Source organism: Haloimpatiens myeolchijeotgali, assembly GCF_042688525.2.
Lineage (GTDB): Bacteria > Bacillota > Clostridia > Clostridiales > Clostridiaceae > Haloimpatiens.
In genome coordinates this window covers 2,075,136-2,098,512 of the sequence record NZ_JBHWAB010000001.1, presented here as the reverse complement: position 1 = coordinate 2,098,512, position 23,377 = coordinate 2,075,136, and the positions used below count along the sequence as shown (strand labels likewise).

At 27.1% G+C, this 23,377-nt stretch carries 12 protein-coding genes and 3 CRISPR repeat arrays; all 12 genes read right to left on the bottom strand.

Annotation, left to right across the window (positions count from 1 at the left end; translation table 11 throughout):
- Window position 1: 1 nt before the first annotated feature.
- The gene (locus tag ACFIJ5_RS09260; RefSeq protein WP_379806305.1) at window positions 2-1,627 is read right to left on the bottom strand and encodes a Cas10/Cmr2 second palm domain-containing protein; all 1,626 of its coding nucleotides are present in this window, start codon (window positions 1,625-1,627) and stop codon (window positions 2-4) included.
- A gap of 61 nt (window positions 1,628-1,688) precedes the next feature.
- Window positions 1,689-2,429 carry a CRISPR-associated endoribonuclease Cas6 gene (gene cas6 / locus ACFIJ5_RS09255; protein ID WP_379806303.1) on the bottom strand — a complete coding sequence of 247 codons (741 nt, stop codon included), beginning with the start codon at window positions 2,427-2,429 and terminating at the stop codon, window positions 1,689-1,691.
- A 567-nt stretch (window positions 2,430-2,996) separates the two neighbouring features.
- A CRISPR array of direct repeats spans window positions 2,997-5,301; the repeat unit is 30 nt; unit sequence GTTTCAATTCCTCATAGGTATTCTAAAAAC.
- 429 nt (window positions 5,302-5,730) lie between these two features.
- On the bottom strand, window positions 5,731-6,585 hold the full coding sequence (locus tag ACFIJ5_RS09250; RefSeq protein ID WP_379806301.1) for an Rpn family recombination-promoting nuclease/putative transposase: 855 nt from the start codon (window positions 6,583-6,585) through the stop codon (window positions 5,731-5,733).
- Between the two features lie 302 nt (window positions 6,586-6,887).
- Window positions 6,888-10,529: a CRISPR direct-repeat array (repeat unit 30 nt; unit sequence GTTTCAATTCCTCATAGGTATTCTAAAAAC).
- Between the two features lie 155 nt (window positions 10,530-10,684).
- Window positions 10,685-10,948 (bottom strand): CRISPR-associated endonuclease Cas2, encoded by a 264-nt coding sequence (gene cas2, locus ACFIJ5_RS09245; RefSeq protein ID WP_379806299.1) that lies wholly within the window; start codon window positions 10,946-10,948, stop codon window positions 10,685-10,687.
- A 1-nt stretch (window position 10,949) separates the two neighbouring features.
- Window positions 10,950-11,942, bottom strand: a complete 993-nt coding sequence (gene cas1b / locus ACFIJ5_RS09240; RefSeq protein WP_379806297.1) for a type I-B CRISPR-associated endonuclease Cas1b — start codon at window positions 11,940-11,942, stop codon at window positions 10,950-10,952.
- Between the two features lie 22 nt (window positions 11,943-11,964).
- On the bottom strand, window positions 11,965-12,456 hold the full coding sequence (cas4, locus tag ACFIJ5_RS09235; protein WP_379806295.1) for a CRISPR-associated protein Cas4: 492 nt from the start codon (window positions 12,454-12,456) through the stop codon (window positions 11,965-11,967).
- 22 nt (window positions 12,457-12,478) lie between these two features.
- Window positions 12,479-14,860 carry a CRISPR-associated helicase Cas3' gene (cas3, locus tag ACFIJ5_RS09230; protein WP_379806293.1) on the bottom strand — a complete coding sequence of 794 codons (2,382 nt, stop codon included), beginning with the start codon at window positions 14,858-14,860 and terminating at the stop codon, window positions 12,479-12,481.
- Between the two features lie 83 nt (window positions 14,861-14,943).
- Complete coding sequence (gene cas5b / locus ACFIJ5_RS09225) at window positions 14,944-15,687, bottom strand: type I-B CRISPR-associated protein Cas5b (RefSeq protein WP_379806291.1); 744 nt, start codon at window positions 15,685-15,687, stop codon at window positions 14,944-14,946.
- 52 nt (window positions 15,688-15,739) lie between these two features.
- Window positions 15,740-16,612 carry a type I-B CRISPR-associated protein Cas7/Csh2 gene (cas7b, locus tag ACFIJ5_RS09220; RefSeq protein ID WP_379806289.1) on the bottom strand — a complete coding sequence of 291 codons (873 nt, stop codon included), beginning with the start codon at window positions 16,610-16,612 and terminating at the stop codon, window positions 15,740-15,742.
- A 36-nt stretch (window positions 16,613-16,648) separates the two neighbouring features.
- A complete protein-coding gene (locus ACFIJ5_RS09215; protein WP_379806287.1) occupies window positions 16,649-18,607 on the bottom strand; it encodes a TIGR02556 family CRISPR-associated protein in 1,959 nt (652 codons plus the stop codon).
- A 303-nt stretch (window positions 18,608-18,910) separates the two neighbouring features.
- Window positions 18,911-21,751: direct repeats of the CRISPR family, unit length 30 nt; unit sequence GTTTCAATTCCTCATAGGTATTCTAAAAAC.
- Between the two features lie 416 nt (window positions 21,752-22,167).
- Entirely contained in the window at window positions 22,168-22,458 is a 291-nt protein-coding gene (locus tag ACFIJ5_RS18880; RefSeq protein ID WP_459253859.1) for a hypothetical protein, read from the bottom strand.
- 28 nt (window positions 22,459-22,486) lie between these two features.
- Window positions 22,487-23,110 carry an Rpn family recombination-promoting nuclease/putative transposase gene (locus tag ACFIJ5_RS09210; RefSeq protein WP_459253858.1) on the bottom strand — a complete coding sequence of 208 codons (624 nt, stop codon included), beginning with the start codon at window positions 23,108-23,110 and terminating at the stop codon, window positions 22,487-22,489.
- Between the last annotated feature and the right edge of the window lie 267 nt (window positions 23,111-23,377).

Genomic DNA, 23,377 nt, shown 5'->3' with positions numbered 1-23,377 from the left:
ATTATTCTTCTCCTTTCACATAAGTATATAAATCCATACTATCTATAGCATCATATACTACTTCTTTAAGAATTCTTGGATCTATATCATTGCCTATTTGATCTTTTAATTTATATTTTAAATAAAAAAGTTCTGCATCTACTTCCTTAGAATTCATAGTTCTAAAAAATGATTTTAAATTACTCTTAGCTCCTGATTGATTTATGGCATTAAGGACTTTATCAAAGTTATCAAAATTATAATGAATAGTTTTCTCTAAATATTCCTTTTTAACGTCATCATCAACACTATTCATATTTTTAGAATTATCCTTTCTTTCAACCTTAATCATATATGGTCTAGCAACCTTTTTATTTCTTATTAGAGAAATATCATCCAGTGTATCTCCCCTATTTATTTCCCAATCTATAAATGATGCATCATTTTTTTCTTTTAATTTTTTATCTTCAAAATCTAATTTAATTTTTCTAAGCTTTTTCTTTGAGTTCTTTTCCAAAGCACCTGCTAATTTAACTCCTCTAGAAAACGGATGCGTCTTTTTTATTATTGCAATTCCTGCACTAGTTGTAAGATTGTATTTATAATCTCCAAAATCCTCTATTTGTTTTGTTATTTTTTCTGTAAAAATCCTAGTAGCTTCTACAGCTATTTTTCCATTACTAATAAATGTTATATCATCTCCAGCTAATATTATAGGTCTAATAGGTACAACTTTACCTTCTTTTTCATATCCTATATCTTCATAGTAGTTATCATAATTATCAATTAGCTCTTCTACAGTCTTTTTAAAAGCTTTTTTATAATCAATATCTACTTTTTCTGTAAGATCTCTAAATTCTTTTATATAATTTTGATTCTCTTTAAATATATCTTTTTCTGAAATATCTTTATATTTTTCATTAAAACTATCAAATTTTTTACCCATACCATTCCCGTCAATACATGTTATACCTATATAACTTCCTTCATTCTTTTTACCTGCTATAATCTCTAATTCATCAGTAAATTTAAATCCATTTTTCAATTCATCCCATTGTATAATTGATTCTTTATTTTCTTCATCAAGTTTCTTATACTTTTCCTGTGCTATATTCTCATAAAATTTTAATTTATCTTTAGATTCTTTAGATATGTATTTGTCTTCTGAATACTTATCTGTATACCCTGCTGGCTTTCTAGTACTAGCACACATTTTAGTTAATCCATATCCTATTCGTCTAAATTGATTCCTTCGTTTACCCTTTTTCTTTGTTAACATCATTTCTATTTCTTCATATAAACCTACTATGTTTGTTTTTTCAATATTAAATTCTTTAATAACCATTAATAATTCCAAACCATCAAAATTCTCAATAACATATTTGCTAAACATTTTATTAAAATTTATTGCTTCTTCCTTATTATCAAATATATACATGGCATTACCGCCTGCTTCAAATAATATGTTTCCTTTATTATTATCTGTATAATTTTGAGGGTTTTTACCCATTTTTTTAAGAACGTCTTTGCCTAAATTTTCTGTTACATATTTAATAATTTGTGATGCTCCTATTATTTCTTTTAATCTATTACTAGAAAATATATATTTTTGTTTACTTCCTATATCAACTTTAACTATGAACTTCAACATTTCCCTCCTTTCAAAATTTACCCATAACAAATTACCTTTGAGGCGTACTCCAAAGTTATTATTTAGCTAATTCCAAACACCCAAACCCTTGAGAGTTTTTAGATCCTATACCAGCTTTATATGCTAGATTCAAAAGTTCTGTTGAACCTTTTAGTATAAATTCTCCATTCCATGCCTTTATAACTATTCCCTTATAAACAATAACACTTTCTTTAGGTTTTCTTCTTTTTGAAATTTCTATTGAAAAATCAGTGTCCTCTGGTTCCTTTCCGTGAAATGCAATATATTTATTGATTAAATTTTTTCTAATCATTTCAGAAAATTCTTTTTCATAAGGACTATAATAATAAGTCTTATTTTTTTCATCAATCTTAAAAGTACTGTATACTGTTATTGGAGACTTTGTATATACTTTAAGTTCATTGTCCTTAACATTGAAAAATGAAGCTTCTATATTATTTATTTCAATATCTTTTCCTAATATTTGCAGTGAATCCTTGTGAATACTATTATTTACTACTAACTTAAAAAATTTTTCATCATAACTAGATATCAAAAGACTTGCTCTATCAAAGAACATTATTTTGTTTATATCTTTTAATATTTTAAATTTACCTTGAAGTCTTGAAAATGTATAAAGTTTGTAATTTCTTTTCTTAAAACCATATCCTTCATCATGTAAGAAAGTTTGATACTCCTCATTTCCTAACATCTTTAAAATTAATGCTTGTAATATATGATTATATTGAATAGGCAGCTGTATTGGTTCTTGCAATTTTAGATCAATCTTTACTCTCATAGCACTCTCCTTCGTCAATTTATTGTAAATCATATATATATTTCTACATTTTTATATGTTTTCCTTTTGTAAGATAATTGAAAATTTTTCTTTTTTATTTGACAAATTGAATTTTTATATGTAAATAGAAAAATTATTATAAAGGATATGATGTTAAAACTATTATATGTGTAAATCAAGATATGTTTTGTAGAATAGATGCAAATAACTGTGTACTTCTATTATTTAATATCTCAACTTTCGCAGGTAAAAAATAGCCGCTACGGGAAATGATATCTTGCTTAGAAACCTTTCACTTCAGTAACAAGTTCTAAGCTTTACTCATATTGAAAAAAGATTTTTTAATTAATATTCCATAGGAATCAGTAATAAAAAAATAACTTTTTTCAAATTCGTAAAGCTAAGAACTTGTAAACTTTGTTCAAATGTTTCTTACGCAATATATCATTTTCCTTCGCTAAGCAGTATTTTTTTACTGCGAAAGTTGAGTTAATATTAAATAAAACTCCAGTGACTATTACAGTCACTGGAGTTTCTTATTGAAAGTTTTTATATAAATAGTTGTAATTACTTATTCCTCATAGGTATTCTAAAAACAGTGTTCAAATTCTTCTTCAAGTGTACAAAAACATTTGTTTCAATTCCTCATAGGTATTCTAAAAACTGACGAAAAACTTGAGAAAGAGTTGAAAAAATATGAGTTTCAATTCCTCATAGGTATTCTAAAAACGCGAATTTTAATTCAATCTCAGAAGCTAAATATATGTTTCAATTCCTCATAGGTATTCTAAAAACGTTAAACTGTTAAAGTAAAATTAATTATTAAATTTCGTTTCAATTCCTCATAGGTATTCTAAAAACGAAATAGCTGCTGAAAATAAAGCAAAAGAGGAAGCAGCGTTTCAATTCCTCATAGGTATTCTAAAAACTTAAAGCCTCATACAACTTATACTATAGGCTATCAAGCGTTTCAATTCCTCATAGGTATTCTAAAAACATTATAAGAATACAAGATAACAACGAATGTTATATGTTTCAATTCCTCATAGGTATTCTAAAAACACAGAAAGTATTGAAAGATGATGAATTGAAATACGCGTTTCAATTCCTTATAGGTATTCTAAAAACTATTCTCAATGTAGAAGTATTGAGGAAACTATAAAAAGTTTCAATTCCTTATAGGTATTCTAAAAACAGTATACTAACGAAGATAATAAGACCAAAAGAATGTAGTTTCAATTCCTTATAGGTATTCTAAAAACGATGGCACTTAAATAGAGGTTGGAGTGGATGTGGCTAGTTTCAATTCCTTATAGGTATTCTAAAAACGCAAAATATGTTTGAACGTTTTAAAGAAAATATGTTGTTTCAATTCCTTATAGGTATTCTAAAAACAGATAAAGAATATGGCAAAAGATTTAGGAATTACTGGTTTCAATTCCTTATAGGTATTCTAAAAACGGTCTGACTTATATGCCTTTAGATACTAGTAGGTCTTGTTTCAATTCCTTATAGGTATTCTAAAAACAAAAATATCACTCTCTTTGATTTTGTCGTGAATTTTGTTTCAATTCCTTATAGGTATTCTAAAAACTTGTGAAGATATAGACGATACAGAAGCAAAATTTTATAGTTTCAATTCCTTATAGGTATTCTAAAAACTTTTTTTTAGGCATAATAAAAACACCTACTATTTATTGTTTCAATTCCTTATAGGTATTCTAAAAACATTGAATATATATCACAAGCTGGATATAATTATGCAAAGTTTCAATTCCTTATAGGTATTCTAAAAACGCTAAATCTCATATATCCTTTTTTATCCGAAGTTGTAGTTTCAATTCCTTATAGGTATTCTAAAAACAATTGACAAGGAGTGTACACAATTGAGAATTGAAGGTTTCAATTCCTTATAGGTATTCTAAAAACCGACTATGCACACTAAGTATAGTCTTTTATTTATGCTAGTTTCAATTCCTTATAGGTATTCTAAAAACCATTTTTAGAAGAAAAAGGTATAAAAGTTGAAAGGAGAGTTTCAATTCCTTATAGGTATTCTAAAAACAATTAAATTTAAAACTATGACTATTAAATATTTCAAGTTTCAATTCCTTATAGGTATTCTAAAAACCGTAAAGTAAACAAGTGGGAGGAAAGCGAGAATGAAGTTTCAATTCCTTATAGGTATTCTAAAAACCGGAGACTAATAAAAAAATGCAACTAAATAATATATGTTTCAATTCCTTATAGGTATTCTAAAAACAAATGAAAGAACTGCAAGCTGATGCAAGTTATATTGGTTTCAATTCCTTATAGGTATTCTAAAAACACTAGAACAATTTAATCAGCAAGTCATGGAAAATGAGTTTCAATTCCTTATAGGTATTCTAAAAACAAATAGACCATATGAAAGCGTATGGGATTTAAAAAAGGGTTTCAATTCCTTATAGGTATTCTAAAAACGTGGAATTATCAGAAAAAGAAACAAAAAATTTTCAAGAGTTTCAATTCCTTATAGGTATTCTAAAAACTATATAATATGCTTTATATTTTATTGTATCTGTTGCAGGGTTTCAATTCCTTATAGGTATTCTAAAAACTAATACTTCCAATTTTAGCAAATGATACATAATTTTGTTGTTTCAATTCCTTATAGGTATTCTAAAAACATGGATTATTCAGATGAGGATATCAAGGGCTGGTTTGGGTTTCAATTCCTTATAGGTATTCTAAAAACACACGATTTGGAATATGTTCGTATTGCTCTTGGCCAGTTTCAATTCCTTATAGGTATTCTAAAAACGCTATTCGCACACGCTTCAAACCTCATAATATAATCAATGTTTCAATTCCTTATAGGTATTCTAAAAACCCGTCCAAGGGGCATTATAGCACACTTTGTAAAAATGTTCAATTGTTAACAAAATGTAAACAAAATATAGAAATGTAGGATTCATGCGGGTTATAAGATTCGTCGATCGCCGGGGATTTTTACGCTATTGGGGATCGACGAAAATTAGATTTATATTATAAATAGTTTTAATCATTAGTTATGATGTTAAATTTTCAGTCAAAATATTCGTTTTTACTTTACATAACAGTTTTTCTCGCTGCTCTAACCATTTTTTACTTATACAATTACTAAAACAATTACTAAATTATAGACAGTAAATTTTTACTTTTACTAAAAAATCTGCTTAACCATTATAAAGCAATGATTAGGTGAATTTTAAAATCAAAATCAGTCGGCAAGATCAAAATGATACAGTAATTGTAGCTTACTAAAGATTAACCATAAACCTTATTGATTTAAACTTTTGATTTCTTCTGTACTTAATCCTGTAACATTTGCTATCTTTTCTAATTTCATTCCAATTACTAATAAATTTTTTGCTATTTCAATTTTTTCTTCTTTTCTACCTTCTTTTTTTCCTTCTTCCTTAGCTCCATTTATCATATTAGCTCTCTCATGAAGTGATTTTTCTCTAGCTTTATAAATTTCTATTGTCTCTTTATCACTACTTAGATATTCAAGTCTCTCTTCTGCTTTTTTTATGTCCTTATCCATCTCCATCAACTCCTTTAATCTTTCTTCTGAAATATCCTTATTAAAGAAAGTCAACCACCTTTGAAGTCTATCTTCTTTTAAATTCTTCTCTTCTAATTCATTAAATTTAGGAACTTCTATAAAGTGAATCTCTACTAAATCTGTAAGCATATAGTCTTTTGCTTCATCTTCCCAAAGATGAAATTTAGTATGAAACTTATCTAAGTTTATATAGTTAAAATCTAATATGTTTATAGTTATTACTTTCTTAAGATTTCTATAATCTTCACCTTTAGATATATTTTCATTAAATAACTTTCCCCAATAAAATAATGTTCTTTTATCCATATTGTGTTGATTTGTAAGCTGTACTTCTATATCAATTTGTGTTCCATCTTCTGTTTTTGCTCTTACATCTAATATTGCAGTTTTATCGCTTATAAATTCTCTTGTCAATTCTTTATTGTCTACTATTTCTAATGTAACTAATCTTTCTCTATCTTTTCTATCTAAAACTGCATTTAAAAATGCAATTAAATTATCTTTTACTTCATTTTCACCAAAAATTTTTTTGAATATATAATCATTTAAAGGTTTTAATCTTTGCACATAACTCACCCCTTCTTACTTATATTATATCCTAAAATCCAATTATTTTTAATCATATTTTTTAATATTATTTATTTTAAGACAACTATATTTTATAAAATTACTCATAAAAATTAAGCCCTATTATAGTTGTTGAATTTTTTAGGGCTTAGTATTTTATCTTTGATACAATATAAAAATATTTTTTTCTTATATGAACCTATCAATAGATACAGTTAACGTTTCCTACTTAGTTATAGTCAATATAGTCATCAATTAGGAAATTTTTTTAAGATTTGTAAAACTAAAAGTTTAGAAGATATGTTTCAATTCCTCATAGGTATTCTAAAAACACAGATACCAGGCAGATATTTGTTAGATAAATATAAATGTTTCAATTCCTCATAGGTATTCTAAAAACAAAAATGCCTGAATTAAAATTCCCATTACCTTATGTGTTTCAATTCCTCATAGGTATTCTAAAAACTATAATAAAAATTGTCGAACGTAGGTTCTTTATGTTAGGTTTCAATTCCTCATAGGTATTCTAAAAACTATCGATAATAGCAATAAAATCTAATTCAGGATGTAGTTTCAATTCCTCATAGGTATTCTAAAAACACAGAGTGTCCAGAGAAAGAAGAAGAACCACACGTGTTTCAATTCCTCATAGGTATTCTAAAAACCCCATTTTTGCACTAACGACTAAATCTGACATACAGTGTTTCAATTCCTCATAGGTATTCTAAAAACAAAGAGGATTAATTTCCTCTTTTTTTATCTTAAAAAAGTTTCAATTCCTCATAGGTATTCTAAAAACGAGGTGATGAAAAAGTGGGAATTAGAGCTGTTATATCGTTTCAATTCCTCATAGGTATTCTAAAAACGGTTCTTTATCTTCTAGTTTCCCTATTCCAAACAAGTTTCAATTCCTCATAGGTATTCTAAAAACACTAATCTGCTATACAGCAACGGGAGGATATGATTTGTTTCAATTCCTCATAGGTATTCTAAAAACAAATTATAGAACAACAAAAAGACATAAGTTATTTAATGTTTCAATTCCTCATAGGTATTCTAAAAACTAAAAATATCATACAGTATATACACTACTTAAGATTGTTTCAATTCCTCATAGGTATTCTAAAAACTAAATGAGATATAAGAGAGTTTTGAGGGTAAGAATGGTTTCAATTCCTCATAGGTATTCTAAAAACAGATGATTTAGTTGACGAATGTGGATTGCGAGGTGTTAGTTTCAATTCCTCATAGGTATTCTAAAAACTGAAGTTTTATCATAAAAAGGTGTCATAGGTCTAATTAGTTTCAATTCCTCATAGGTATTCTAAAAACATATTTAAACATAGCTTTCCAAGTAATAGCTCCAACGTTTCAATTCCTCATAGGTATTCTAAAAACTTATAAGGTTGCTTATTACCATATTCATCTGAAAATATGTTTCAATTCCTCATAGGTATTCTAAAAACCCAAGCCTAAAACCGCAAAAACAAAACCAAGAGTTAGTTTCAATTCCTCATAGGTATTCTAAAAACTAGTAGCACAAACTGGTTGGGAACTAGTATAATACCGTTTCAATTCCTCATAGGTATTCTAAAAACTATGGTTGGACTTTTGGGAAAATAGAAAAGAATAAAGTGTTTCAATTCCTCATAGGTATTCTAAAAACATAAATACCAAAGATAATGTACAAGACAGTTTGAGTTTCAATTCCTCATAGGTATTCTAAAAACGACGGTGTTCAATTCCGGACTTTCCACGTATTCTGTGTTTCAATTCCTCATAGGTATTCTAAAAACACAGACACACTAGTTGAACCCGAAATATTAAAACTCAAAGTTTCAATTCCTCATAGGTATTCTAAAAACTTTGGCTGGTGGGAAGACGGGCATTATTCATTTACGTAGTTTCAATTCCTCATAGGTATTCTAAAAACCAAGTTAATTTGCCTGAAGAGGGTGGAATCATTATATGTTTCAATTCCTCATAGGTATTCTAAAAACTTCAACAACTTATAGAAGAAAATGGTGGAATTTTCAAGTTTCAATTCCTCATAGGTATTCTAAAAACTTATATTGCTTGTGAGAGTTATGACGGCGACAGCATGGGTTTCAATTCCTCATAGGTATTCTAAAAACTCTTTTATTCTTATCAAGTATCAATTACCATATAATAGTTTCAATTCCTCATAGGTATTCTAAAAACTGTTTTTCTTTCACCATTTGATTTTAAAATACTGAAGTTTCAATTCCTCATAGGTATTCTAAAAACTGCAACGCTCATATTTCTCTTTTACCTCTTTATTATGTTTCAATTCCTCATAGGTATTCTAAAAACGATAGATTTTGTGGGAGTTTGGCACTCCCTACATAGTTTCAATTCCTCATAGGTATTCTAAAAACAAAAAAACAAAAAAATATTTATCAGCAATTTTGAATAGTTTCAATTCCTCATAGGTATTCTAAAAACGTAAATAGAAAAGTGCTAATAGATAGTAATTTCCCTAGTTTCAATTCCTCATAGGTATTCTAAAAACTTTTATATTATGTGTTTACCTCATATCTGCAAAATGCAGTTTCAATTCCTCATAGGTATTCTAAAAACTAACAAGATTATTAAAGCTACAAAAACCAATGCAATACGGGTTTCAATTCCTCATAGGTATTCTAAAAACTTAGAAAAGACAAATTTGAATACTATTTGCAACAAAGGTTTCAATTCCTCATAGGTATTCTAAAAACTTAGCTACGATCCAGAAACGGTTCCACCTGGTGAACGAAGTTTCAATTCCTCATAGGTATTCTAAAAACACAATTATTAAATTAATTTTGAATTTTGAAAGGATGAGTTTCAATTCCTCATAGGTATTCTAAAAACTGAAAAATCCAACATTTATATTCACACTCCATTTTAAGTTTCAATTCCTCATAGGTATTCTAAAAACATTTTATAACACCACTCTTTGTGCTATAATTAATTAAGTTTCAATTCCTCATAGGTATTCTAAAAACGGAATACAAGTTGCTAATTCTGATTACGAAATAGTGTTTCAATTCCTCATAGGTATTCTAAAAACGGACAAGGTACTATTGTGGCATATTGGAATGACAAGTTTCAATTCCTCATAGGTATTCTAAAAACCGAAAATTTTTAAACGGTCTTAAAAATGGCAACATGGTTTCAATTCCTCATAGGTATTCTAAAAACAAAGTGAGGAATTAAAATGGGAAGATTTACAAAAGTGTTTCAATTCCTCATAGGTATTCTAAAAACAAGCGAAAAGGATGGTTAAAAAATCACCTGTCTTATGTTTCAATTCCTCATAGGTATTCTAAAAACGCAAAACGGGTTGCAGGTCCGTATATTTCCAAGTTTTGTTTCAATTCCTCATAGGTATTCTAAAAACTAAGACTGTTTTAAAATTTTCTAATATAATTATACCTTGTTTCAATTCCTCATAGGTATTCTAAAAACACATTATTTTCTAATGTTACTATAGAAATTATTGGAAAGTTTCAATTCCTCATAGGTATTCTAAAAACGGGTAAAATATATAGAGATAAAAGATATAAGGAACAGTTTCAATTCCTCATAGGTATTCTAAAAACTTAAGTGTTCCACTTTAGATATTATATGCAAAGTACTGTTTCAATTCCTCATAGGTATTCTAAAAACCTCTCCAACTCCTGTTACTTCTTTTGCCCAAAGTAAAGTTTCAATTCCTCATAGGTATTCTAAAAACAACCTATGATTATTTAGTAACGAGTACAGGAGAAGTTTAGTTTCAATTCCTCATAGGTATTCTAAAAACTGTCAAAAGCCGAGCTTAATGTTGGTTCATATGTCGTGGTTTCAATTCCTCATAGGTATTCTAAAAACTTCTAACATTTAATCCACTCCTAGCAGTTACAATTCCAGTTTCAATTCCTCATAGGTATTCTAAAAACCCGTCCAAAAGGCATTATATCACACTTTCTAAAAATGTTCAATTGTTAACAAACTGTAAACAAAATATAGAAATATAGGATTCATGCGGGTTAGCAGATTCGTCGATCCCCGGGGAATTTTACGTTATTGGGGGTCGACGAAAATTTGAAATGTTTTATAAGAATAAATCTTCCTCATTTTTTGTAAGACCTAAAACCTCTCTTTTGGAGTATTTTAAGCTATTCAATTTATATATAATAACTGAGTCTTCTGCTTTGTTCATTATTTCGGTTAATTCTATTTTTAATTTTTTTAATGAAGCCTCTGTTATGTCACCTTCAAAAACTGAATTTTGAACCCAAGTTAAATATTTTCTGCATTTTTTAAGTGCTTTTCCTACTCTTTTTTCACCAAAATCATAAACAAGTATAACAAACAAATTACCACCTCATTACGAAACCATCGTATTTTTTGTCTCCCATTATATGTTTTTGCAACTTATAGAGCTCCATTCTAATAATTCTTTTATAACTTACATATTGATTTAAACCATTGTATTTTATAGTACTTGTTAGTTTATCATTATACTCTTTTAAAAATTTCATTTTGCCCTTATCAGTTAATAAAATTCCATTTAGCTCAGTTGAAAAATCTTTTTCCGTTATAACATTTTTATTTAGCAGTGAAAATATTATTCTATCCACAATAATTGGTTTAAATATTTCTGCTACATCAAGATTTAAAGTAAATCTTCTCATGTTAGTTGAGTGAAGGTAACCTATTCTTGGATCTAAGTGTGTCTCATAAATTTCTGAAAGAACTGTTGAGTACATAAGAGAATTTCCAAAACTTATAAGAGCATTTATCTTATCAAGTGGTGGTCTTTTACTTCTAACTGTAAATTTAAACTCTGGATTCCTAACTATTTTAGAAAAACAACTATAATATTCATCTCTTATATTTCCTTCATAAGCCATAAGTTCTTCAATAGTTTCAGCTTTATCCATTTTGTTAAAATTTTCATTCATATTATTTATCTGATTTTCTAAGTCAACTCCTCTACCTTTATAATATTTTAATACCACAATCATATTAGCAACACCAGTTTTTATTATTCTTCTAGCAGTATCTAATCTCTTTTGGTAATCCATATAGTACTCTGCTTGCTTTAAAATCATATAACCAGAATTAAGATGTTCTCTTGGATAAAATGTTCCCATATAATATCCATAATAATTAAAAAAGTGTAAGCATAATTCTTTCTGAGAAGCGAAATCTAAAAATCTTTTATTTAAATTAACTTCACCAAAAATCCAAATATTATCAATTTGTTCTACTGGAATATATTTTTTCTTCCCTGCACTTTCAAAATATAAAGTATTATCCTTTCTCTTTAAATCTCCATCATTAAAAATGTATATATCTTTTTTCAAAATTATCACCTTCTTCTAATTTTTATGCATAACAAAATTCTCTATAAGCACATTTTTTACAAAATGGTATTTTTTCAACTTTTGGAGGCTTTGACAAAATACTTAATTGTTCAATATCGTCTACCATTTTATCAAGCTTCATTTCACTCTTCTCATCCATTTTAATTTCGACTCTTTTTCTTTCATTTGGATATACTAAAACCCCTTCAGCATTTACACCTGCTTTTTTTAAAACTTTTAAATAATATAAAAGTTGCCATTTTGATGCTTCATTATACTTTGAGCTTTTTTTATTTTCACCAATCACAAGTTTATCCTTAGATTTAAACAATATATCAAACTTTACATTTCCAAAAGTTATTTCCTTTTCATTTCTTTTATAAGAATGTTCATGCATAAACTTTCCCAAATCAACATTTTCATCATTTTGGTCAGGCACAATTCCCCTAGCCATAAGCCAAACTTCTCTCTTACAAATATTATAAAACCATATAAGAGTTCCGTTAACTTCCATATAATCTTCCCCTTTCTTAATTCTAAAAAACTATGAATTCTTGCTCATCTTCCTCACGCTTAAATCCTGTAATTTCGTCATAATAATCTTCGCAGCCTTCCATAGGCATATTAATTAAAAATACCTTTTCATCTCCATTTTTCCACTTTTCAAAAGCAGAATTAAATTTAGATGGAAGAGATAGTGTATAATCTCTTATCTTATTTTTAACTTCAAGATAAAGCTGTTTTTTCTTTACAAAATCTTTCTCTGACAATACCTTTAATAAATCCTGATATACTTTCTCTGCATTTTCATCAATTCTAAAATATACATCCATGTAATCCGGATTACTTTTTATGAGTGAAAATTTACTTATTGTGTAATCTTCATATTCACTTTTACCAGCCTTTGTAAAATATAATTTAATAATTGATTCTATAAATCCTTCTGAAGCTTCATCATTAATATTTTTATTAACTTCATCAAAATAATCTTTAATAATGTTAAAATACATGTTTTCAAAAATACTATCATACTTATTAAGTACATCACTTGTTATGTTAATTAAGGTTTTACCATAGACAAAATTAGCAAAATATTGTCTTCCTCCTTTTTTATTCTCATCTTTGCACATTGAATATACATAAACTTCTCCTTTTTCTCTTTTCCCATTTCTATTACATCTTCCTGCTGCCTGAATTATACTATCAATAGGTGCAATATCTCTTATGACTACATCAAAGTCAAAATCAACTCCTGCTTCAACTACTTGAGTAGAAACAAGAATTGGTTTCTCACCATTTTTTAGTTTTTTATTAATTTCATTTATTCGTTCCCTTCTATGAATAGGTAAAATGTTTGTAGACAAATAGGAAACTTCTCTTTCTTGCTCTTCTAAATCTTCACTTAAATTTTTATAAATATCTAAAGATTGTCCTATTGTATTACAAATTATTAAGTATGACTTATCTTCAATATTTGAAATAAATCTATCACAAAAATCGTCTACTGTTAGAGGTTCTAACTTTGGAATAATATTAGTTCTTTCAAATTTTTCAAAATATTTTTCATTATTCTTCAAAAGTTCGTGACCTTCTTGTAAAATAAGAGGTTTTGTGGCAGTCATCATAATTATCCTGCAATCTAGGTACTTTACAGCACTTTTTAAAATATAGTCTACAAGTCTATAAAACTTAATATCAATAGCTTGTACTTCATCTAATAAAATAATAGAACCTCTCATACTGTTAAACTTCTTTAACATTCTGTTTCTATTACCTATCAGTGTTTGAAGAAGTTGTACAAATGTAGTTACAACTACACCACTATTCCAATTTTCTATTAAAAGTTCTGCCTTTGTTTTCTCATATTCTTCTTTTTCTGATTTATAATCTACATTGGAAAGATTATGATGTTTTATTATGTAACTGCTTATATTTTCATCAAAACCATCAACACCCTCTAAAAGTTCATATATTGATTTATAGTTTTGATCTATTATTGAAGTAAAAGGAAGTGAATAAACTATTTTTCTATTATCTTTTAATAAATCTTTAAGTTTTAATGCTGCAAAAAATCCTGAATATGTTTTTCCTGTTCCTGTAGGTGATGTTATTGAAAATATTTTATGTTTATCATAACTTTCAACTATTTCTGCTTGTATATTGTTGAATATATCGCTTCTTAAACCATTAATAAAATTTTTAGGACTATCTTTAAATTTTTTATTCTTAATTGAATTTAATGTTTGAAAATCTGTATAATGTAATTTTGGAATTTTTGTATTTGAAGCACTTAATTTATCTGCACTTATAAGAGCTGAATATAGTATTTGATGAATAAAATAAACTTCTTCCATTTTATTTCTTCTTCTAAAAATATGATCAATTCTTCTTAACTTAAAAAGTATCTCTTCTACTTTGATGTTATCAATAAAATCATTAACATATTTATCATAACCAATACTTTTATAATCTAATTCTATAAATTCTCTATTTTCTTTTATATCTTCAATTTGCTTTTTACATGCATATATTTTATCTGTTAAACTTTGTTTTTCTGATTCATCAATTTTCTTTAAACTCTTTGGTAAATTTTCAGCTGGATTTTCTATACTGCCGTGATGATGTAGCACACAGTTATATATTATATAAGGCATATAACTATTCTTTTCAAATTCTTCAAAAGCAATATAAGAAGCAAATACTGCAGATATAAACCCATGATTTTTTAAAATATTGTTTTCTTTTTTTCTTGAAAATAAGTAATCTTGAAAATAAGTTGTATACTTTCCAAAATCATGGCAGTAACTTATTATTTCATCAGCTTTATCAAATTTATTTTCAATTTGAGTTTTTGAAATATTTCTAACCTCAACTAAATGATCTATTAATCTTTTATCTGGATGAGAATAAAATTCCAAAGTAACACCCCATTTTTACAATAATAATCATAAAAATGTGGAATTTTAAATCTAAAATTCCACATACTGAAATATTTTTTTAACTACATAAAAATAATATTTTCTATACAATCTTTATAGTTTAACTTTACAAACTCACTATTTAAAACCACATTCAAAGACGAACCATTTTCATCATATATATAAGAATTAATTTCACCAATCACTCTATTTTTCAATATGTCTGAAGGCATTTTTTCCTTTACAAGAAATAAATCTTTTCTCTTTAAATCTATACAACATTCTGAAATACAACTAGAATTTATTAAAGTACTAATTTCTACAGATTTATCAGTTTTATCTATTGTTCCTTTTATTCTATCCACATAATCTATATAACAGTTAAAAGGTGCCGCCCCAAGATAAGGAGCATATATATATTTATTTTGTTTTGCCCTTTTTTCTATGTTATCTATAATTTTATTATCTACACTGCTTAAATAAACTCTATAATGAACCACTTCATCCGAAGTTATTAATTCAAAAGGTATTTGAGTATGTCCTTCCCCTATTGTATACACTGAATCTTTTTTAGTAGCTTTAATATAATTGAGACTTTGCATAATTTTCCTTGTACTTTTCATCTTTCTTACTGCTATATTAAAATTTTTTTTACACAGTTTTTCATAATAACTATCTCTTTCATATCCTAAAATAGCCGCAATGATTCCCTCTATTGTTGTTCGTGGAGGAACAGAATATGATAGTGATGAAGAATTAGTATAAAACTTTCTAAAGTGTGCAAATTTTCCTTTTATATCTAAAATTAATACATCAATGTTATTCACTTAGGTTTTCACCTTCTTTCAAAATGAATATAACTACTGAATTAAATAAATCTTATATACAACTTAATTTAATATTTTTAAATGCATCTTCTAATTTACATGAATTTCCTTGATTTATTAATTTTAGTTTATCATCAACAAAATAATGAATACATTTAATTAATTCTTTATTTTTATTAATAAACTCTACCAATTCATTTATTTCCAATGAATATTCCTTTATATCTCTTATGCTTTCATTTTCCTCAACTAATTTTATATAATCCCTCATATCTCCTAAGATTGTTTCATTATCCTTATATTCTATCCTCATATAAAGTCTTGGATATTGTCCTATTTTACTTCTAGTTACTAACTCTGGTATTGCTTTTTTCATTGATTCATCTAAAAGTTTAACATCTTCTTCAGTTAACTTTGTTTTTTCTGCTCTCTTACCACTTACAACACCTGCAAAAGCAATTAATGAGTATTTAACCCTATAATCTTTACCTATAGCACCTTGTTTATTTCCTGATTCAGAGGCAAAATGAGAAGTTATGCTAGATTCTAAAAGTTCAACTTTATTTAAGGAGTATCCCCAATTGAATTGAATAGGTCCTATAAATGTTTTATTATCATTTTTAACAGGCATAGTAGCACCAAACATTCTTACATCAATAAGTTCTTTTAAGATAGTATCTTCATCATATTTTTCTAATTTTTCTACTCTTTCTTTAGCAGTAACAGATTTATCATCTATCTTACTTACAAATAATTTATATCCTTTACTTAAAAGATAATCTCTTATATATCTTTTAATTCTCAAATCTAAAACAAGATTTATGTCTCTTTCATAATCCATACGTGGTCTATTTTCCTCATCTGGATCTCCATTAGGGTTTGTTAATTTTGCATCATAAAGATATAAAATTTCACTATTATTCATTATCATTTCCTCCTTTTTTAGCTGCATTTTCATAAATTACTTTACACTATCTTGCCTACTACTTAACATTGGTTTTGTGGTAGAATAACCATATCCTGATAATATGTAAAATAAGTTTTCATCTTTATTAAGCTTCCATGAGTTTAAATTCATATCAATTAATCTTTTACATTCTGAAAAGGTTTTCTCATTGTATTTTAAAATCTTTTCTTGATTCATCTTATTAAAAACATCATTACAAAGTCTAAGTATTTTTCTCTTGTCAATACCTCCAAAATTGAGCTTATTCAAAACTGGCTTTTTACCCTCAGAAGATCTTTTATACTGTGAATTACCTACTTGTCCCATTAAATATCCTAAAAGGAACATTCCTGTTTGCTGCATATTGTATCCCATCTTTTGTATATAATTCTTTATATCATCACTTACATACAAATCAAACTTCTCCAAACTTTTTACCTCCTTTAAACATCCCATATATTCAAGAAACTTTAAAAGCATATTTCCTTTAATAATAGTAAAATTAATTCCATTCTTTTCATCTTTTTTAACATTATAGCCTTTCTTATCAAAATACTGTATATCTATAACGTCAAGAATATTTTTTATAATAACTTTTTTATCCATTTTTCTTCTTGTAAATAAAGCATCATATATTGAAAGTAATCTATTAAAATGTTGTGCCTCACCTTGTTTTAACCTTATAGGAGTTAAGTAATATATTGATTCTAACTTTATTTGAGAATTAAACTTTTCACCAATAACTTTTTTAAAAAGTTTATTAGCCTTATTGGAGTTTATTTCTATATCTTCAAAAACTGATGGATTTACATCTTTGATTAATCTTCTTATTTTAGTACCTTGATTTACTTTTTTATAAAAAACTATATTCATCAAATAATAAAAGTTCTCATCATCAATATCCTTTGATTCATTTACCTCAACTTTAAAATCCACTATACTCCTATGGCTTTTAGCGCTATTAAAGCTATTTCTAATTTTTTCTGCTGAAGCATCTAAATCCTCTCTACACAAAGGTTCTCCTATTATAAAATGAGGAATTAAAAACACATCAAATCCAGCAAGTTTACTTCTTAGATTATTCATTATATATCTTTCTGCTGAAATTAATTTATTCATACATTCTTGACATATTATCATATTTTTATCATAATTCTTTTTATTTAATTCACTAGCAAAAATAATCTGGTTTGTTGTAAAAAATTTTATGGAGATTTTCTTTAAATCACCTTTCTCATTTTCACATTTACCACACATGCTGCACAAAGAATTTTGTTTTACTTTTTTATTTTTAGAATTAGATTTTTGTTTTGTTTTTGTTCCTAGTTTTTGTTTTATAACTTCGTTTCTATATTCCTCATATTCTGCAATTGGAATATCATCAATTAAAATTGTGTAAAGTCCCACTTCTTGATTTGAATTTATACCTTTCTCATCTTTTACATAGTTTTGAAGAATTTTTTTATATTCACTACCTATTTTTTTATACGCAGCTTTTTTAGTGTTTTCTTTCTTTAACAGCTCTTCTAAAATCTTTTCAGGCTCTTCATCACCTATTCCATATTTTTTTAGATTTAATACATATCTATATTTGTTATCTACATCTTCACCTAAATCTACATAAAATTTTTCAAAAACTTTTTTGATTTTACAATCTAATTCATCACTAAAAGAAATTTTACTAAGACTTGGTATCGTTTCTGTCAAATGATACTGACACGTATTTTTACTTACTAACCACTGTGGTGAATTGGGACCTCCTATTTTGTCAACTACAAGATACTTCTTTGCAGTATTTTGACTTACTTCTTCTTTTACATCTATATCTAAAATATCTTCTTCTGTTTTAAAATTGAATTTCAAAACATGCTGTTGTTTATTTTTTCTCTCACTTTGAAGCTTCATAAGAATATTCTCAACAGCACTATCCTCTGAGTAAACAGCATTTCCAATCTGCATTATACCTTCTTGCAAGTTCTCACCGCCTTTCTGTAAATTTCTACAATTTAATTTTAAGCTCTACTTTAGTTTATCGTTTTATTTATAAAAATGTATTTTTTATAAATTTTACTAATTTTCATTATATATTTCTATATTATTCTGTAAATTCCTTCATTTTTTAAATATTTTTTTCATAAAAAAAGAAGTCCATTTTAGACTTCTACTTTTACAGATTTATTTATTTTTATAAATATACGTTTGTTAAATGATGTTTATTTCTTATGGGTATTCTAAAAAACAAAGTATTAAAAGATTATATTAAAAAGTGTAATCAACGTTTCAATTCCTCATAGGTATTCTAAAAACGTTTAGTATAGCCTATTCCGTTACCAACCCTAACATTGTTTCAATTCCTCATAGGTATTCTAAAAACATGAAAAGAGTTGTTCAATCATTACTAAAAATACAAGTTTCAATTCCTCATAGGTATTCTAAAAACAATATAGCTTACAAGAAGTTTTAGAAGCTATTAGATCTAGTTTCAATTCCTCATAGGTATTCTAAAAGCCAAAATTGCATAGGTAAAAATATTTATAAAGATTTTAAGTTTCAATTCCTCATAGGTATTCTAAAAACCCCGTAGGTACTGAAATAATGTTATGCTCAAAAGAGTTTCAATTCCTCATAGGTATTCTAAAAACCAAATCCTCTATAATTCATACCTATCCCCTCCAAAAATGTTTCAATTCCTCATAGGTATTCTAAAAACTTTAGTTTTATCTGATTTGATTTCAAATTTATGACCTAGTTTCAATTCCTCATAGGTATTCTAAAAACACAAAATGTTATATTATACATGAGGTGATAAAAATGTGTTTCAATTCCTCATAGGTATTCTAAAAACTGGTGGAATGCTATTTTAGTGGAAACTGGATTAAAGTGTTTCAATTCCTCATAGGTATTCTAAAAACTTTTTTTATTGAATATAAGTTTATAAGGGGGTATAGAGTTTCAATTCCTCATAGGTATTCTAAAAACGAGATACAAGTTAACCTTCTAGAAGAAGGTGGAGTGAGTTTCAATTCCTCATAGGTATTCTAAAAACAAACTACTGTTCCATTTTCTATTTCGCTCCAACCAAAGTTTCAATTCCTCATAGGTATTCTAAAAACATCACATTATTTGGGGTTTTACAAATTTCACAAATAGGTTTCAATTCCTCATAGGTATTCTAAAAACGATGTTAAGGCAAATGAAACATATAGATTTTTCGGGTTTCAATTCCTCATAGGTATTCTAAAAACGGCTTTTTAATTGAACAAAATAATTATAAAAGAGGCGTGTTTCAATTCCTCATAGGTATTCTAAAAACTATATATTTACCTTCAAAGAATTCTTATAAATTAGAGTTTCAATTCCTCATAGGTATTCTAAAAACAAAATACGTGGAACGTGGGGAAAAGTCTTAAAAGCTAAGTTTCAATTCCTCATAGGTATTCTAAAAACCTGGAGTTGATTTTGCTTTAAGAATAGCCATTGCTTGTTTCAATTCCTCATAGGTATTCTAAAAACGTCGATATTTTAGACAAAGAAAATCTAGTGTATCATGGTTTCAATTCCTCATAGGTATTCTAAAAACAAAAGAGCAATTAGAAATTACAGGAATAGAAGAACTGTTTCAATTCCTCATAGGTATTCTAAAAACGATGAACTAATGGGAGAATATGTAGATGTATTGAAGTTTCAATTCCTCATAGGTATTCTAAAAACTAAAGTATCTACTGCAGGTGAAGCTCTTACCATTAGTTGTTTCAATTCCTCATAGGTATTCTAAAAACTTATGAATCTGAAATTGAACCACTGGCAATGCAAATGAGGTTTCAATTCCTCATAGGTATTCTAAAAACAATGAAAGATGTATTAATAATAAGTTTTCAAGGAATAGGTTTCAATTCCTCATAGGTATTCTAAAAACTTCAATCTAACTGTCAACACTTTTTTATAAAAAACTTGTTTCAATTCCTCATAGGTATTCTAAAAACGGTTGAGTATAATTGTGATAGCGAAGATGATTATAGTTTCAATTCCTCATAGGTATTCTAAAAACGAACCAATATAAAGAAGAAGAGTTCACGAATGTTGTGTTTCAATTCCTCATAGGTATTCTAAAAACTTTTCTGATCGTATATGTAACATACCAGAAAAACTGGTGTTTCAATTCCTCATAGGTATTCTAAAAACGAATGGTCGGACGATTATACATGGACACAAAACCAGTTTCAATTCCTCATAGGTATTCTAAAAACTTATTATTACATAATACATAAATCTACTAAAGATAACAAGTTTCAATTCCTCATAGGTATTCTAAAAACATGATAATGGTGTTGTAACATCAACTGATTTAGAAAAGTTTCAATTCCTCATAGGTATTCTAAAAACATAAAATATTTCAAAACTTCTTGACATTATTAACCGTTTCAATTCCTCATAGGTATTCTAAAAACATAGATTATTAATGCTTAAAATATTCTAAACGTAGGTTTCAATTCCTCATAGGTATTCTAAAAACTTGTGTTACACAAACGGCAAATGGAAAATACCGTTTGTGGTTTCAATTCCTCATAGGTATTCTAAAAACCTAAAAACACTCAAGTCTTGCAGAGCAGGACGGAGAAGCAGTTTCAATTCCTCATAGGTATTCTAAAAACATATCCCGTTTTATAAACTCTTATACCATAATTTTGTTTCAATTCCTCATAGGTATTCTAAAAACATAAATATTGTAATCAAAATAAAAAAAGAATAGCATTGTTTCAATTCCTCATAGGTATTCTAAAAACGCTTCTTCAAACGGACACATTCTCTACCCTAAAGAAGTTTCAATTCCTCATAGGTATTCTAAAAACTATATAATAATGCGTACTCGGGAAGTATATAATGGGTTTCAATTCCTCATAGGTATTCTAAAAACCTATTGGGTTAAAGAAATGGAAGCTCATGGATTTGAATGGTTTCAATTCCTCATAGGTATTCTAAAAACGCAGAAAAATGGTCAGAAACAAACAAAAATTATATGTTTCAATTCCTCATAGGTATTCTAAAAACAAGGCATACAAAAGAAGAAAGGGAAAATGTCGTTACTGAGTTTCAATTCCTCATAGGTATTCTAAAAACCCGTCCAAGGGGCATTATATCACACTTTCTAAAAATGTTCAATTGTTAACAAATTGTAAACAAAATATAGAAATGTAGGATTCATGCGGGTTAACAGATTCGTCGATCCCCGGGGGTTTTTACGCTATTGGGGGTCGACGATTATTAGATTTATATTATAAATAGTTTTAATTATTAGTTATGATATTAAATTTTCAGTCAAAATATTTGTTTTCACTTTACATAGCAGTTTTCTCGCTGCTTTAAGCATTTTTTACTTATACAATTACTAAATTATATACAGTAGATTTTTACTTTTACTAAAAAATCTGCTTAACCATTATAAATCAATGATTAGGTAAGTTTTAAAATCAGAATCAGTCGGTAAGATCAAAATGATACAGTAATTGTAGCTTACTAAAAATTAACCATAAACCTTATTGATTTAAACTTTTAATTTCTTCTATACTTAATCCTGTAGCTTTTGATATTGTATCTGCATCCATGCCCATAACTAATAAATTTTTTGCAGTTTTAATTATTCCCTCTTTAATTCCCGCTTTAATTCCCTCTTTAATTCCCTCTTTAATCCCTTCTTCTTTAGCTCCATTTATCATATTAGCTCTCTCATGAAGTGATTTTTCTCTAGCTTTATAAATTTCTATTGTTTCTTTATCGCTGCTTAGATATTCAAGTCTCTCTTCTGCCCTTTTTATATCCTTATCCATCTCCATCAACTCCTTTAATCTTTCTTCTTTATATTAAAGGAAACTCAGATTCATTCTTCATCTGAGTAAGCGATTCACACCAAATTAAAAATTTGGGTTCTCTGCTTAAGAAAGTCAACCATCTTTGAAGTCTATCTTCTTTTAAATTCTTCTCTTCTAATTCATTAAATTTAGGAACTTCTATAAAGTGAATCTCTACCAAATCTGTAAGCATATAATCTTTTGCTTCATCTTCCCATAAATGAAATTTAGTATGAAACTTATCTAAATTTATATAATCAAAATCTAATATGTTAATAGTAATTACTTTCTTAAGATTTCTATAATCTTCACCTTTAGATATATTTTCATTAAATAACTTTCCCCAATAAAATAATGTTCTTTTATCCATATTGTGTTGATTTGTAAGCTGTACTTCTATATCAATTTGTGTTCCATCTTCTATTTTTGCTCTTACATCTAATATTGCGGTTTTATCGCCTATAAATTCTCTTGTTAATTCTTTATTGTCTACTATTTCTAATGTAACTAATCTATCTCTATCTTTTCTATCTAAAACTGCATTTAGAAATGCAATTAAATTATCTTTTACTTCATTTTCACCAAAAATTTTTTTGAATATATAATCATTTAAAGGTTTTAATCTTTGCATATAACTCACCCCTTCTTACTTATATTATATCCTAAAATCCAATTATTTTTAATCATATTTTTTAATATTATTTATTTTAAGACAACTATATTTTATAAAATTACTCATAAAAATTAAGCCCTATTATAGTTGTTGAATTTTTTAGGGCTTAATATTTTATCTTTGATACAATATAAAAATATTTTTTTCTTATATGAACCTATCAATAGATACAGTTAACGTTTCCTACTTGGTTATAGTCAATATAGTCATCAATTAGGAGATTTT